This window comes from Bacillus sp. JS, assembly GCF_000259365.1.
Lineage (GTDB): Bacteria > Bacillota > Bacilli > Bacillales > Bacillaceae > Bacillus > Bacillus stercoris.
Window position 1 is genome coordinate 92,261 of record NC_017743.1, and the last position, 15,269, is coordinate 107,529.

At 48.4% G+C, this 15,269-nt stretch carries 5 protein-coding genes, 9 tRNA genes and 5 rRNA genes; all 19 read left to right on the forward strand.

What is annotated here, in order from left to right; translation table 11 throughout:
* The first annotated feature begins 47 nt into the window (after positions 1–47).
* A 23S ribosomal RNA gene (locus MY9_RS00490) occupies positions 48–2,975 on the forward strand.
* A gap of 53 nt (positions 2,976–3,028) precedes the next feature.
* Positions 3,029–3,144 (forward strand): 5S ribosomal RNA (gene rrf, locus MY9_RS00495).
* A 22-nt stretch (positions 3,145–3,166) separates the two neighbouring features.
* Positions 3,167–3,242, forward strand: a tRNA-Val gene (locus tag MY9_RS00500).
* Positions 3,243–3,246: 4 nt separating this feature from the next.
* Positions 3,247–3,322, forward strand: a tRNA-Thr gene (locus MY9_RS00505).
* A gap of 37 nt (positions 3,323–3,359) precedes the next feature.
* Positions 3,360–3,435 (forward strand) — tRNA-Lys (locus MY9_RS00510).
* 6 nt (positions 3,436–3,441) lie between these two features.
* Positions 3,442–3,524 (forward strand) — tRNA-Leu (locus tag MY9_RS00515).
* Between the two features lie 40 nt (positions 3,525–3,564).
* A tRNA-Gly gene (locus MY9_RS00520) sits at positions 3,565–3,639 on the forward strand.
* A 14-nt stretch (positions 3,640–3,653) separates the two neighbouring features.
* Positions 3,654–3,739 (forward strand) — tRNA-Leu (locus MY9_RS00525).
* A 9-nt stretch (positions 3,740–3,748) separates the two neighbouring features.
* Positions 3,749–3,825, forward strand: a tRNA-Arg gene (locus MY9_RS00530).
* Positions 3,826–3,852: 27 nt separating this feature from the next.
* Positions 3,853–3,929 (forward strand) — tRNA-Pro (locus MY9_RS00535).
* Between the two features lie 7 nt (positions 3,930–3,936).
* Positions 3,937–4,012: transfer RNA gene (locus tag MY9_RS00540), tRNA-Ala, on the forward strand.
* A 173-nt stretch (positions 4,013–4,185) separates the two neighbouring features.
* Positions 4,186–5,735 (forward strand): 16S ribosomal RNA (locus MY9_RS00545).
* 169 nt (positions 5,736–5,904) lie between these two features.
* Positions 5,905–8,832, forward strand: a 23S ribosomal RNA gene (locus MY9_RS00550).
* A gap of 56 nt (positions 8,833–8,888) precedes the next feature.
* A 5S ribosomal RNA gene (gene rrf / locus MY9_RS00555) occupies positions 8,889–9,004 on the forward strand.
* The 16S, 23S and 5S rRNA genes sit together here with 9 tRNA genes alongside, the layout of an rRNA operon.
* Before the next feature lie 240 nt (positions 9,005–9,244).
* Complete coding sequence (ctsR, locus tag MY9_RS00565) at positions 9,245–9,709, forward strand: transcriptional regulator CtsR (RefSeq protein WP_014662512.1); 465 nt, start codon at positions 9,245–9,247, stop codon at positions 9,707–9,709.
* Positions 9,710–9,722: 13 nt separating this feature from the next.
* Positions 9,723–10,280 (forward strand): protein-arginine kinase activator protein McsA, encoded by a 558-nt coding sequence (mcsA, locus tag MY9_RS00570; protein ID WP_041521234.1) that lies wholly within the window; start codon positions 9,723–9,725, stop codon positions 10,278–10,280.
* Positions 10,280–11,371, forward strand: a complete 1,092-nt coding sequence (locus MY9_RS00575) for a protein arginine kinase (RefSeq protein WP_014662514.1) — start codon at positions 10,280–10,282, stop codon at positions 11,369–11,371. Before mcsA ends, MY9_RS00575 begins: the two co-directional genes overlap by 1 nt.
* On the forward strand, positions 11,368–13,800 hold the full coding sequence (gene clpC, locus MY9_RS00580) for an ATP-dependent protease ATP-binding subunit ClpC (protein ID WP_014475592.1): 2,433 nt from the start codon (positions 11,368–11,370) through the stop codon (positions 13,798–13,800). The genes MY9_RS00575 and clpC overlap by 4 nt, the downstream gene beginning before the upstream one ends.
* Positions 13,801–13,891: 91 nt before the next feature.
* The gene (radA, locus tag MY9_RS00585) at positions 13,892–15,268 is read left to right on the forward strand and encodes a DNA repair protein RadA (RefSeq protein WP_014662515.1); all 1,377 of its coding nucleotides are present in this window, start codon (positions 13,892–13,894) and stop codon (positions 15,266–15,268) included.
* Position 15,269: the final 1 nt, after the last annotated feature.

The window sequence follows — 15,269 nt, forward strand, 5'->3', positions numbered from 1 at the left end:
CACATTCAATTAGTAATACAAGATATCACATAGTGATTCTTTTTAACGGTTAAGTTAGAAAGGGCGCACGGTGGATGCCTTGGCACTAGGAGCCGATGAAGGACGGGACGAACACCGATATGCTTCGGGGAGCTGTAAGCAAGCTTTGATCCGGAGATTTCCGAATGGGGAAACCCACCACTCGTAATGGAGTGGTATCCATATCTGAATTCATAGGATATGAGAAGGCAGACCCGGGGAACTGAAACATCTAAGTACCCGGAGGAAGAGAAAGCAAATGCGATTCCCTGAGTAGCGGCGAGCGAAACGGGATTAGCCCAAACCAAGAGGCTTGCCTCTTGGGGTTGTAGGACACTCTGTACGGAGTTACAAAGGAACGAGGTAGATGAAGAGGTCTGGAAAGGCCCGCCATAGGAGGTAACAGCCCTGTAGTCAAAACTTCGTTCTCTCCTGAGTGGATCCTGAGTACGGCGGAACACGTGAAATTCCGTCGGAATCCGGGAGGACCATCTCCCAAGGCTAAATACTCCCTAGTGACCGATAGTGAACCAGTACCGTGAGGGAAAGGTGAAAAGCACCCCGGAAGGGGAGTGAAAGAGATCCTGAAACCGTGTGCCTACAAGTAGTCAGAGCCCGTTAACGGGTGATGGCGTGCCTTTTGTAGAATGAACCGGCGAGTTACGATCCCGTGCAAGGTTAAGCAGAAGATGCGGAGCCGCAGCGAAAGCGAGTCTGAATAGGGCGCATGAGTACGTGGTCGTAGACCCGAAACCAGGTGATCTACCCATGTCCAGGGTGAAGTTCAGGTAACACTGAATGGAGGCCCGAACCCACGCACGTTGAAAAGTGCGGGGATGAGGTGTGGGTAGGGGTGAAATGCCAATCGAACCTGGAGATAGCTGGTTCTCTCCGAAATAGCTTTAGGGCTAGCCTCAAGGTAAGAGTCTTGGAGGTAGAGCACTGATTGGACTAGGGGCCCCTACCGGGTTACCGAATTCAGTCAAACTCCGAATGCCAATGACTTATCCTTGGGAGTCAGACTGCGAGTGATAAGATCCGTAGTCGAAAGGGAAACAGCCCAGACCGCCAGCTAAGGTCCCAAAGTATACGTTAAGTGGAAAAGGATGTGGAGTTGCTTAGACAACCAGGATGTTGGCTTAGAAGCAGCCACCATTTAAAGAGTGCGTAATAGCTCACTGGTCGAGTGACTCTGCGCCGAAAATGTACCGGGGCTAAACGTATCACCGAAGCTGCGGACTGTTCTTCGAACAGTGGTAGGAGAGCGTTCTAAGGGCTGTGAAGCCAGACCGGAAGGACTGGTGGAGCGCTTAGAAGTGAGAATGCCGGTATGAGTAGCGAAAGAGGGGTGAGAATCCCCTCCACCGAATGCCTAAGGTTTCCTGAGGAAGGCTCGTCCGCTCAGGGTTAGTCGGGACCTAAGCCGAGGCCGAAAGGCGTAGGCGATGGACAACAGGTTGATATTCCTGTACCACCTCCTCACCATTTGAGCAATGGGGGGACGCAGGAGGATAGGGTAAGCGCGGTATTGGATATCCGCGTCCAAGCAGTTAGGCTGGGAAATAGGCAAATCCGTTTCCCATAAGGCTGAGCTGTGATGGCGAGCGAAATATAGTAGCGAAGTTCCTGATTCCACACTGCCAAGAAAAGCCTCTAGCGAGGTGAGAGGTGCCCGTACCGCAAACCGACACAGGTAGGCGAGGAGAGAATCCTAAGGTGATCGAGAGAACTCTCGTTAAGGAACTCGGCAAAATGACCCCGTAACTTCGGGAGAAGGGGTGCTCTGTTAGGGTGCAAGCCCGAGAGAGCCGCAGTGAATAGGCCCAGGCGACTGTTTAGCAAAAACACAGGTCTCTGCGAAGCCGTAAGGCGAAGTATAGGGGCTGACGCCTGCCCGGTGCTGGAAGGTTAAGAGGAGCGCTTAGCGTAAGCGAAGGTGCGAATTGAAGCCCCAGTAAACGGCGGCCGTAACTATAACGGTCCTAAGGTAGCGAAATTCCTTGTCGGGTAAGTTCCGACCCGCACGAAAGGCGCAACGATCTGGGCACTGTCTCAACGAGAGACTCGGTGAAATTATAGTACCTGTGAAGATGCAGGTTACCCGCGACAGGACGGAAAGACCCCGTGGAGCTTTACTGCAGCCTGATATTGAATGTTGGTACAGCTTGTACAGGATAGGTAGGAGCCTTGGAAACCGGAGCGCCAGCTTCGGTGGAGGCATCGGTGGGATACTACCCTGGCTGTATTGACCTTCTAACCCGCCGCCCTTATCGGGCGGGGAGACAGTGTCAGGTGGGCAGTTTGACTGGGGCGGTCGCCTCCTAAAAGGTAACGGAGGCGCCCAAAGGTTCCCTCAGAATGGTTGGAAATCATTCGCAGAGTGTAAAGGCACAAGGGAGCTTGACTGCGAGACCTACAAGTCGAGCAGGGACGAAAGTCGGGCTTAGTGATCCGGTGGTTCCGCATGGAAGGGCCATCGCTCAACGGATAAAAGCTACCCCGGGGATAACAGGCTTATCTCCCCCAAGAGTCCACATCGACGGGGAGGTTTGGCACCTCGATGTCGGCTCATCGCATCCTGGGGCTGTAGTCGGTCCCAAGGGTTGGGCTGTTCGCCCATTAAAGCGGTACGCGAGCTGGGTTCAGAACGTCGTGAGACAGTTCGGTCCCTATCCGTCGCGGGCGCAGGAAATTTGAGAGGAGCTGTCCTTAGTACGAGAGGACCGGGATGGACGCACCGCTGGTGTACCAGTTGTTCTGCCAAGGGCATCGCTGGGTAGCTATGTGCGGACGGGATAAGTGCTGAAAGCATCTAAGCATGAAGCCCCCCTCAAGATGAGATTTCCCATTCCGCAAGGAAGTAAGATCCCTGAAAGATGATCAGGTTGATAGGTCTGAGGTGGAAGTGTGGCGACACATGGAGCTGACAGATACTAATCGATCGAGGACTTAACCACATTTTGAATGATGTACACCTGTTATCTAGTTTTGAGAGAACACTCTCAATTTGTTTGGTGGCGATAGCGAAGAGGTCACACCCGTTCCCATACCGAACACGGAAGTTAAGCTCTTCAGCGCCGATGGTAGTCGGGGGTTTCCCCCTGTGAGAGTAGGACGCCGCCAAGCAATTGCACGTTAGTGCAATTATGGAGGATTAGCTCAGCTGGGAGAGCATCTGCCTTACAAGCAGAGGGTCGGCGGTTCGAGCCCGTCATCCTCCACCATTTTGCCGGTGTAGCTCAATTGGTAGAGCAACTGACTTGTAATCAGTAGGTTGGGGGTTCAAGTCCTCTTGCCGGCACCACTTTTATATGATATAATACTCAAGTCTCTTGTAAGAAGAGCCATTAGCTCAGTTGGTAGAGCATCTGACTTTTAATCAGAGGGTCGAAGGTTCGAGTCCTTCATGGCTCACCATTTTACGCGGGTGTGGCGGAATTGGCAGACGCGCTAGACTTAGGATCTAGTGTCTTTATGACGTGGGGGTTCAAGTCCCTTCACCCGCATTATATAGGATGACAGTTAGAAAAACTGGACATCCTGTCTGCGGAAGTAGTTCAGTGGTAGAACACCACCTTGCCAAGGTGGGGGTCGCGGGTTCGAATCCCGTCTTCCGCTCCAACTATACCATCCACGCCGGGGTGGTGGAATTGGCAGACACACAGGACTTAAAATCCTGCGGTAGGTGACTACCGTGCCGGTTCAAGTCCGGCCCTCGGCATTATTATTTGCGCCCGTAGCTCAATTGGATAGAGCGTTTGACTACGGATCAAAAGGTTAGGGGTTCGACTCCTCTCGGGCGCGCCATATCTTTTAATAGAATAGATAGGAAATCGGGAAGTAGCTCAGCTTGGTAGAGCACATGGTTTGGGACCATGGGGTCGCAGGTTCGAATCCTGTCTTCCCGACCATTTTCATGGGGCCTTAGCTCAGCTGGGAGAGCGCCTGCTTTGCACGCAGGAGGTCAGCGGTTCGATCCCGCTAGGCTCCACCAAAAGTTTTTTTGAAAAAAGTTGTTGACTTTGAAGAAGTGACATTGTATACTAATAAAGTTGCTTTAACAAAGCAAACAATCAAAATGATCTTTGAAAACTAAACAAGACAAAACGTACCTGTTAATTCATTTTTATAAATCGCACAGCGATGTGCGTAGTCAGTCAAACTACTTTATCGGAGAGTTTGATCCTGGCTCAGGACGAACGCTGGCGGCGTGCCTAATACATGCAAGTCGAGCGGACAGATGGGAGCTTGCTCCCTGATGTTAGCGGCGGACGGGTGAGTAACACGTGGGTAACCTGCCTGTAAGACTGGGATAACTCCGGGAAACCGGGGCTAATACCGGATGCTTGTTTGAACCGCATGGTTCAAACATAAAAGGTGGCTTCGGCTACCACTTACAGATGGACCCGCGGCGCATTAGCTAGTTGGTGAGGTAATGGCTCACCAAGGCAACGATGCGTAGCCGACCTGAGAGGGTGATCGGCCACACTGGGACTGAGACACGGCCCAGACTCCTACGGGAGGCAGCAGTAGGGAATCTTCCGCAATGGACGAAAGTCTGACGGAGCAACGCCGCGTGAGTGATGAAGGTTTTCGGATCGTAAAGCTCTGTTGTTAGGGAAGAACAAGTACCGTTCGAATAGGGCGGTACCTTGACGGTACCTAACCAGAAAGCCACGGCTAACTACGTGCCAGCAGCCGCGGTAATACGTAGGTGGCAAGCGTTGTCCGGAATTATTGGGCGTAAAGGGCTCGCAGGCGGTTTCTTAAGTCTGATGTGAAAGCCCCCGGCTCAACCGGGGAGGGTCATTGGAAACTGGGGAACTTGAGTGCAGAAGAGGAGAGTGGAATTCCACGTGTAGCGGTGAAATGCGTAGAGATGTGGAGGAACACCAGTGGCGAAGGCGACTCTCTGGTCTGTAACTGACGCTGAGGAGCGAAAGCGTGGGGAGCGAACAGGATTAGATACCCTGGTAGTCCACGCCGTAAACGATGAGTGCTAAGTGTTAGGGGGTTTCCGCCCCTTAGTGCTGCAGCTAACGCATTAAGCACTCCGCCTGGGGAGTACGGTCGCAAGACTGAAACTCAAAGGAATTGACGGGGGCCCGCACAAGCGGTGGAGCATGTGGTTTAATTCGAAGCAACGCGAAGAACCTTACCAGGTCTTGACATCCTCTGACAATCCTAGAGATAGGACGTCCCCTTCGGGGGCAGAGTGACAGGTGGTGCATGGTTGTCGTCAGCTCGTGTCGTGAGATGTTGGGTTAAGTCCCGCAACGAGCGCAACCCTTGATCTTAGTTGCCAGCATTCAGTTGGGCACTCTAAGGTGACTGCCGGTGACAAACCGGAGGAAGGTGGGGATGACGTCAAATCATCATGCCCCTTATGACCTGGGCTACACACGTGCTACAATGGACAGAACAAAGGGCAGCGAAACCGCGAGGTTAAGCCAATCCCACAAATCTGTTCTCAGTTCGGATCGCAGTCTGCAACTCGACTGCGTGAAGCTGGAATCGCTAGTAATCGCGGATCAGCATGCCGCGGTGAATACGTTCCCGGGCCTTGTACACACCGCCCGTCACACCACGAGAGTTTGTAACACCCGAAGTCGGTGAGGTAACCTTTTAGGAGCCAGCCGCCGAAGGTGGGACAGATGATTGGGGTGAAGTCGTAACAAGGTAGCCGTATCGGAAGGTGCGGCTGGATCACCTCCTTTCTAAGGATATTTACGGAATATAAGACCTTGGGTCTTATAAACAGAACGTTCCCTGTCTTGTTTAGTTTTGAAGGATCATTCCTTCGAAACGTGTTCTTTGAAAACTAGATAACAGTAGACATCACATTCAATTAGTAATACAAGATATCACATAGTGATTCTTTTTAACGGTTAAGTTAGAAAGGGCGCACGGTGGATGCCTTGGCACTAGGAGCCGATGAAGGACGGGACGAACACCGATATGCTTCGGGGAGCTGTAAGCAAGCTTTGATCCGGAGATTTCCGAATGGGGAAACCCACCACTCGTAATGGAGTGGTATCCATATCTGAATTCATAGGATATGAGAAGGCAGACCCGGGGAACTGAAACATCTAAGTACCCGGAGGAAGAGAAAGCAAATGCGATTCCCTGAGTAGCGGCGAGCGAAACGGGATTAGCCCAAACCAAGAGGCTTGCCTCTTGGGGTTGTAGGACACTCTGTACGGAGTTACAAAGGAACGAGGTAGATGAAGAGGTCTGGAAAGGCCCGCCATAGGAGGTAACAGCCCTGTAGTCAAAACTTCGTTCTCTCCTGAGTGGATCCTGAGTACGGCGGAACACGTGAAATTCCGTCGGAATCCGGGAGGACCATCTCCCAAGGCTAAATACTCCCTAGTGACCGATAGTGAACCAGTACCGTGAGGGAAAGGTGAAAAGCACCCCGGAAGGGGAGTGAAAGAGATCCTGAAACCGTGTGCCTACAAGTAGTCAGAGCCCGTTAACGGGTGATGGCGTGCCTTTTGTAGAATGAACCGGCGAGTTACGATCCCGTGCAAGGTTAAGCAGAAGATGCGGAGCCGCAGCGAAAGCGAGTCTGAATAGGGCGCATGAGTACGTGGTCGTAGACCCGAAACCAGGTGATCTACCCATGTCCAGGGTGAAGTTCAGGTAACACTGAATGGAGGCCCGAACCCACGCACGTTGAAAAGTGCGGGGATGAGGTGTGGGTAGGGGTGAAATGCCAATCGAACCTGGAGATAGCTGGTTCTCTCCGAAATAGCTTTAGGGCTAGCCTCAAGGTAAGAGTCTTGGAGGTAGAGCACTGATTGGACTAGGGGCCCCTACCGGGTTACCGAATTCAGTCAAACTCCGAATGCCAATGACTTATCCTTGGGAGTCAGACTGCGAGTGATAAGATCCGTAGTCGAAAGGGAAACAGCCCAGACCGCCAGCTAAGGTCCCAAAGTATACGTTAAGTGGAAAAGGATGTGGAGTTGCTTAGACAACCAGGATGTTGGCTTAGAAGCAGCCACCATTTAAAGAGTGCGTAATAGCTCACTGGTCGAGTGACTCTGCGCCGAAAATGTACCGGGGCTAAACGTATCACCGAAGCTGCGGACTGTTCTTCGAACAGTGGTAGGAGAGCGTTCTAAGGGCTGTGAAGCCAGACCGGAAGGACTGGTGGAGCGCTTAGAAGTGAGAATGCCGGTATGAGTAGCGAAAGAGGGGTGAGAATCCCCTCCACCGAATGCCTAAGGTTTCCTGAGGAAGGCTCGTCCGCTCAGGGTTAGTCGGGACCTAAGCCGAGGCCGAAAGGCGTAGGCGATGGACAACAGGTTGATATTCCTGTACCACCTCCTCACCATTTGAGCAATGGGGGGACGCAGGAGGATAGGGTAAGCGCGGTATTGGATATCCGCGTCCAAGCAGTTAGGCTGGGAAATAGGCAAATCCGTTTCCCATAAGGCTGAGCTGTGATGGCGAGCGAAATATAGTAGCGAAGTTCCTGATTCCACACTGCCAAGAAAAGCCTCTAGCGAGGTGAGAGGTGCCCGTACCGCAAACCGACACAGGTAGGCGAGGAGAGAATCCTAAGGTGATCGAGAGAACTCTCGTTAAGGAACTCGGCAAAATGACCCCGTAACTTCGGGAGAAGGGGTGCTCTGTTAGGGTGCAAGCCCGAGAGAGCCGCAGTGAATAGGCCCAGGCGACTGTTTAGCAAAAACACAGGTCTCTGCGAAGCCGTAAGGCGAAGTATAGGGGCTGACGCCTGCCCGGTGCTGGAAGGTTAAGAGGAGCGCTTAGCGTAAGCGAAGGTGCGAATTGAAGCCCCAGTAAACGGCGGCCGTAACTATAACGGTCCTAAGGTAGCGAAATTCCTTGTCGGGTAAGTTCCGACCCGCACGAAAGGCGCAACGATCTGGGCACTGTCTCAACGAGAGACTCGGTGAAATTATAGTACCTGTGAAGATGCAGGTTACCCGCGACAGGACGGAAAGACCCCGTGGAGCTTTACTGCAGCCTGATATTGAATGTTGGTACAGCTTGTACAGGATAGGTAGGAGCCTTGGAAACCGGAGCGCCAGCTTCGGTGGAGGCATCGGTGGGATACTACCCTGGCTGTATTGACCTTCTAACCCGCCGCCCTTATCGGGCGGGGAGACAGTGTCAGGTGGGCAGTTTGACTGGGGCGGTCGCCTCCTAAAAGGTAACGGAGGCGCCCAAAGGTTCCCTCAGAATGGTTGGAAATCATTCGCAGAGTGTAAAGGCACAAGGGAGCTTGACTGCGAGACCTACAAGTCGAGCAGGGACGAAAGTCGGGCTTAGTGATCCGGTGGTTCCGCATGGAAGGGCCATCGCTCAACGGATAAAAGCTACCCCGGGGATAACAGGCTTATCTCCCCCAAGAGTCCACATCGACGGGGAGGTTTGGCACCTCGATGTCGGCTCATCGCATCCTGGGGCTGTAGTCGGTCCCAAGGGTTGGGCTGTTCGCCCATTAAAGCGGTACGCGAGCTGGGTTCAGAACGTCGTGAGACAGTTCGGTCCCTATCCGTCGCGGGCGCAGGAAATTTGAGAGGAGCTGTCCTTAGTACGAGAGGACCGGGATGGACGCACCGCTGGTGTACCAGTTGTTCTGCCAAGGGCATCGCTGGGTAGCTATGTGCGGACGGGATAAGTGCTGAAAGCATCTAAGCATGAAGCCCCCCTCAAGATGAGATTTCCCATTCCGCAAGGAAGTAAGATCCCTGAAAGATGATCAGGTTGATAGGTCTGAGGTGGAAGTGTGGCGACACATGGAGCTGACAGATACTAATCGATCGAGGACTTAACCACACATTTTGAATGATGTCATACCTGTTATCTAGTTTTGAGAGAACACTCTCAATTTGTTTGGTGGCGATAGCGAAGAGGTCACACCCGTTCCCATACCGAACACGGAAGTTAAGCTCTTCAGCGCCGATGGTAGTCGGGGGTTTCCCCCTGTGAGAGTAGGACGCCGCCAAGCAAGTTTAAACCCAACTCATTGAGTTGGGTTTTTTGTGTTCTGTTTTATTGGTATCATAAAATTCCACTTAACTGTATAATATAATAACTTTATACCGAATTTTAAATCAGCATTCAGGTTTTATGGGCCGGGAAAATGGAAATAATAAAGGATAGAGCGAGAAAGTTGAAAATTCCTGAGAAACGGCTTATAGTAAGATTAAAGTCAAATATAGTCAAAGTCAGTAAAGGAGGGGGTTGAGTGGGACATAATATTTCTGACATCATTGAACAATATTTAAAACGAGTGTTAGATCAAAATGGCAAGGAAATTTTAGAGATTAAGCGAAGTGAAATTGCAGATAAATTTCAATGCGTTCCTTCCCAAATAAATTATGTCATCAACACCAGGTTTACAAGCGAAAGAGGATATATTGTTGAGAGCAAACGCGGGGGCGGCGGTTACATCAGAATCATTAAAATTAAAATGAACAATGAAGTTGTCCTGATCAATAATATTATTTCTCAAATTAGTACCCATTTGTCTCAAGCAGCCTCTGATGACATTATTTTAAGGCTATTAGAAGACAAGGTGATTTCAGAAAGAGAAGCAAAAATGATGGTCAGCGTAATGGACCGCTCAGTTTTACACATTGACTTGCCTGAACGTGATGAATTAAGAGCAAGAATGATGAAGGCTATGCTGACTGCTTTAAAATTAAAATAAGCGGGTGAAAAGATTGATTTGTCAAGAGTGCCACGAGAGACCAGCCACTTTTCACTTTACAAAGGTTGTTAACGGAGAAAAAATAGAAGTTCATATTTGTGAACAATGTGCCAAAGAAAATAGTGATTCATATGGTATAAGTGCAAATCAAGGTTTCTCTATTCATAATTTACTTTCGGGTTTGCTGAACATGGATTCTTCATTTCAAAATGCAGGGACTCAAATGTTCAGTCACTCGGAGCAAATATCTGCTTGTCCGAAATGCGGAATGACGTTTCAGCAATTCAGAAAAATTGGCCGCTTTGGATGTTCTGAATGTTACAAAACATTCCATAACAACATTACACCTATCCTACGTAAAGTGCACAGCGGAAACACTGTGCATGCAGGTAAGATACCGAAACGAATAGGCGGCAATCTTCATGTTAGACGGCAGATTGATATGCTGAAAAAAGAATTAGAATCCTTAATCCATCAAGAAGAATTTGAAAACGCAGCTCATGTGAGAGATCAAATTCGTTCTTTAGAACAATCACTCAAAAGTACAGATAGTGAGGAGGAACAGGGGTAATGTCGCTAAAGCATTTTATTCAGGACGCACTAAGCAGTTGGATGAAGCAGAAAGGACCTGAAAGTGACATTGTACTCAGCAGCCGCATACGTTTAGCAAGGAACTTTGAACATATTCGGTTCCCTACGCGGTATTCCAATAAAGAAGCCTCATCCATCATACAGCAATTTGAAGATCAGTTTTCAGAGCAAGAAATTCCCGGAATCGGCAAATTCGTTTTGATTAGAATGAATGATGCACAGCCTTTAGAAAAGCGTGTACTTGTTGAAAAACATCTAATCAGTCCGAATTTGACAGAGTCTCCTTTTGGCGGCTGTTTGCTTTCTGAAAATGAGGAAGTAAGCGTCATGCTAAATGAAGAGGATCATATTAGAATACAATGTCTTTTCCCTGGATTTCAGCTTCTAGAAGCAATGAAAGCCGCGAACCAGGTCGATGACTGGATTGAAGAAAAAGTTGATTATGCATTCAATGAGCAGAGAGGGTACTTAACCAGCTGTCCTACAAACGTAGGTACAGGTTTAAGGGCTTCAGTCATGATGCATCTGCCAGCGCTGGTTTTAACTAGGCAAATAAATCGAATTATACCGGCAATTAATCAATTAGGCTTAGTTGTTAGAGGAATTTATGGGGAAGGCAGCGAAGCAGTAGGGAATATCTTTCAAATTTCAAATCAGATCACGCTTGGTAAGTCCGAGCAGGATATTGTAGATGATCTTAACAGTGTTGCTGCTCAACTGATTGAACAAGAGCGATCTGCCCGAGAAGCGATTTATCAAACTTCTAAAATTGAACTTGAGGATCGGGTATATCGGTCTTATGGGGTCTTGTCTAATTGCCGGATGATAGAATCTAAAGAAACTGCAAAGTGCCTTTCAGATGTTCGGTTAGGCATAGACCTAGGCATTATAAAAGGACTTTCAAGCAACATACTTAACGAACTAATGATTTTGACGCAGCCAGGTTTTTTACAGCAGTACTCGGGAGGCGCTTTGCGTCCGAACGAAAGGGACATTCGAAGAGCGGCTCTCATAAGAGAACGGCTTCACTTAGAAATGAATGGGAAAAGACAGGAGGATGAATCGATATGATGTTTGGAAGATTTACAGAACGGGCTCAAAAGGTACTGGCGCTAGCACAGGAAGAAGCACTTCGTTTAGGTCATAATAATATTGGCACTGAGCATATTTTATTAGGACTGGTAAGAGAAGGAGAGGGCATTGCTGCCAAAGCTCTTCAAGCGCTTGGACTCGGTTCAGATAAAATTCAGAAAGAAGTAGAAAGTTTGATCGGGCGCGGGCAGGAAATGTCTCAAACGATTCATTATACTCCTAGAGCTAAAAAAGTCATTGAACTTTCGATGGATGAAGCAAGAAAACTCGGTCATTCTTATGTCGGAACAGAACATATTCTTCTTGGCCTGATTCGTGAAGGAGAAGGTGTTGCCGCGAGAGTTCTGAATAACCTCGGTGTCAGCTTAAATAAAGCAAGACAGCAGGTGCTCCAGCTTCTTGGAAGCAATGAAACAGGATCATCAGCGGCAGGAACAAACAGCAATGCGAATACGCCTACGCTTGATAGCTTGGCAAGAGACTTGACTGCTATTGCGAAGGAAGACAGTCTTGATCCTGTAATCGGCAGAAGCAAGGAAATCCAGCGTGTCATTGAAGTGTTAAGCCGCAGAACGAAAAACAACCCTGTTCTCATTGGTGAACCAGGTGTTGGTAAAACGGCTATCGCAGAAGGTTTGGCACAGCAAATTATCAATAATGAAGTACCCGAAATCTTGCGTGATAAACGTGTGATGACATTAGACATGGGAACGGTTGTTGCCGGCACAAAATATCGCGGAGAATTTGAGGATCGCCTGAAGAAGGTCATGGATGAAATTCGCCAGGCAGGAAATATCATTCTATTCATCGATGAGCTCCATACATTAATCGGGGCAGGCGGAGCAGAAGGTGCTATTGATGCATCTAATATCTTAAAACCTTCACTTGCTCGCGGTGAGCTCCAATGTATTGGAGCAACGACTCTTGATGAGTACCGTAAATATATTGAAAAAGACGCAGCACTGGAACGCCGTTTTCAGCCGATCCAGGTAGATCAGCCATCTGTCGATGAAAGTATTCAAATTTTACAAGGTCTTCGTGACAGATACGAAGCCCACCACCGTGTTTCTATCACTGATGATGCCATTGAAGCTGCGGTTAAGCTTTCTGACAGATATATTTCTGACCGCTTCCTTCCGGATAAAGCCATTGACTTAATCGATGAAGCTGGTTCAAAGGTGAGACTGCGCTCCTTTACAACGCCTCCTAACTTAAAAGAGCTTGAGCAGAAGCTTGATGAGGTTCGTAAAGAGAAGGATGCGGCAGTGCAAAGTCAAGAGTTTGAAAAAGCTGCTTCCTTGCGTGATACTGAGCAGCGCCTGCGCGAGCAAGTTGAGGATACGAAGAAATCATGGAAAGAGAAGCAAGGGCAGGAAAATTCAGAGGTTACTGTGGATGATATTGCGATGGTTGTATCCAGCTGGACCGGTGTGCCTGTATCTAAAATCGCCCAAACTGAAACTGATAAGCTTCTCAATATGGAAAACATTCTTCACTCTCGTGTCATCGGCCAGGATGAAGCGGTTGTAGCTGTTGCAAAAGCCGTCAGACGTGCGAGAGCAGGGTTAAAAGATCCTAAACGCCCAATCGGCTCATTCATTTTCTTAGGCCCTACAGGTGTAGGTAAAACAGAGCTTGCGCGAGCACTTGCTGAATCCATTTTTGGCGATGAAGAATCCATGATCAGAATAGATATGTCTGAATACATGGAAAAACACTCAACTTCAAGACTTGTCGGTTCACCTCCGGGATACGTGGGATACGATGAAGGCGGTCAATTGACTGAGAAAGTCAGAAGAAAACCTTACTCTGTCGTGCTTCTTGATGAGATTGAGAAAGCGCACCCTGATGTCTTCAATATCCTTCTGCAAGTTCTTGAAGACGGACGATTGACTGATTCTAAAGGACGTACAGTCGATTTCCGCAATACTATTTTGATCATGACATCAAACGTCGGAGCAAGTGAGCTGAAACGCAATAAATATGTCGGCTTTAACGTTCAGGATGAGACTCAAAATCATAAAGACATGAAAGATAAAGTGATGGGTGAATTGAAACGGGCGTTTAGACCTGAGTTCATCAACCGTATCGATGAAATCATCGTCTTCCATTCACTTGAGAAAAAACATCTTACTGAAATCGTGTCATTAATGTCTGATCAATTGACGAAACGCCTGAAAGAACAGGATCTTTCTATCGAATTGACTGATGCTGCAAAAGCAAAAGTCGCGGAAGAGGGCGTTGATCTGGAGTACGGAGCCCGTCCGTTAAGAAGAGCGATCCAAAAACACGTAGAGGATCGTTTATCTGAAGAACTCCTCAGAGGAAATATTCATAAAGGACAGCATATTGTTCTTGATGTAGAAGATGGCGAATTTGTCGTAAAAACGACTGCTAAAACGAATTAATATAGAAGACAGAAATGAGGCATACAGCATGTAAGTGTATGCCTCACTTTCATATCAAGAAATAGAACAAGGGAGAGGTCTTACACTATATATGGCTAAAACAAAATCGAAATTCATCTGCCAATCCTGCGGCTACGAGTCTCCAAAATGGATGGGGAAATGTCCGGGCTGCGGTGCTTGGAATACAATGGTTGAAGAAATGATTAAAAAAGCACCGGCCAATCGGAGAGCGGCTTTTTCTCATTCTGTTCAAACTGTACAGAAACCTTCACCTATTACATCAATCGAAACATCAGAAGAACCCCGCGTTAAAACCCAGCTTGGCGAGTTTAACAGAGTACTCGGCGGAGGTGTCGTTAAAGGCTCCCTCGTTTTAATCGGCGGTGATCCTGGTATCGGAAAGTCAACGTTATTACTTCAGGTTTCCTCTCAATTATCAGGCTCATCAAACAGTGTGCTGTATATTTCGGGAGAAGAATCTGTAAAGCAAACGAAGCTTCGAGCTGACCGCCTCGGCATTAATAATCCGTCACTGCATGTTTTATCTGAAACCGATATGGAGTATATTTCGTCTGCTATACAAGAGATGAATCCAGCGTTTGTCGTTGTTGACTCTATTCAAACGGTATACCAAAGCGATATCACATCGGCACCGGGCAGCGTTTCACAGGTCAGAGAATGTACCGCTGAGCTCATGAAAATTGCAAAAACAAAAGGTATCCCGATTTTTATCGTGGGACACGTGACGAAAGAAGGGTCTATTGCAGGGCCGAGACTGTTGGAGCATATGGTTGACACTGTTTTATATTTTGAAGGAGAACGTCACCATACTTTCCGCATTTTGCGGGCTGTAAAAAACCGTTTCGGATCTACAAACGAAATGGGCATATTTGAAATGCGGGAAGAGGGGCTGACTGAGGTTTTGAATCCTTCAGAAATTTTCTTAGAGGAACGCTCTGCGGGTTCCGCGGGCTCGAGTATCACTGCTTCTATGGAGGGCACTAGACCGATTCTCGTTGAAATTCAGGCGCTCATCTCGCCAACAAGCTTTGGAAATCCAAGGCGTATGGCAACGGGAATAGACCACAACAGGGTTTCTCTGTTAATGGCTGTATTAGAAAAAAGAGTGGGGCTGCTGCTGCAAAATCAGGATGCTTATTTGAAAGTGGCTGGCGGCGTTAAGCTTGATGAACCGGCAATTGATCTTGCCATTGCGATCAGTATCGCATCAAGCTTTAGAGACACACCTCCAAATCCTGCAGATTGTTTTATTGGAGAAGTGGGATTAACCGGAGAAGTGCGACGGGTTTCAAGAATTGAACAGCGTGTGAAAGAAGCGGCAAAGCTTGGTTTTAAACGCATGATCATACCCGCGGCTAATCTGGATGGATGGACAAAACCAAAAGGGATTGAGGTTATCGGAGTAGCAAATGTTGCAGAGGCGCTTCGTACTTCATTAGGAGGATAAT